The following is a 443-nucleotide window of genomic DNA, read 5'->3' as shown; positions in this document are numbered from 1 at the left end:
CTGATCGCCGCCGTGGCGGTGCTCATCATCGCCTGCCCCTGCGCGCTCGGGCTGGCGACGCCCATGTCCATCATGGTGGGCGTCGGCCGCGGCGCATCCATGGGCGTGCTCATCAAGAATGCCGAGGCGCTGGAGCGGTTCGAGAAGGTGGACACGCTGGTGGTGGACAAGACCGGCACCCTGACGGAAGGCAAGCCGAAGGTGGTCGCCCTGAGGACGGCCGGCGGACTGGAAGAGGACGCGCTCCTGCGGCTAGCGGCGACGCTCGAGCGGGCGAGCGAGCACCCGCTCGCGGCGGCCATCGTGGCCGCGGCGGCGGAGCGCGGCCTGCCTCTCGGCGAGGCCCAGGATTTCGATAGTCCCGTGGGCAAGGGTGTGACCGGGAGCGTGGACGGCCGCAAGCTCGTCATCGGCAGCCATCGCATCATGGGCGAGGCGGGCGT

The 443-nt window shown here is 71.3% G+C and carries 1 protein-coding gene; it reads left to right on the top strand.

The window, feature by feature from the left end:
* On the top strand, nt 1-443 hold a 443-nt coding region (locus V5F77_RS29165), incomplete at both ends, for an HAD family hydrolase (RefSeq protein ID WP_429008524.1).

The organism is Roseixanthobacter psychrophilus, from assembly GCF_043195195.1.
Classification (GTDB): domain Bacteria; phylum Pseudomonadota; class Alphaproteobacteria; order Rhizobiales; family Xanthobacteraceae; genus NCEH01.
This window is presented reverse-complemented; position numbering and strand designations above follow the sequence as displayed.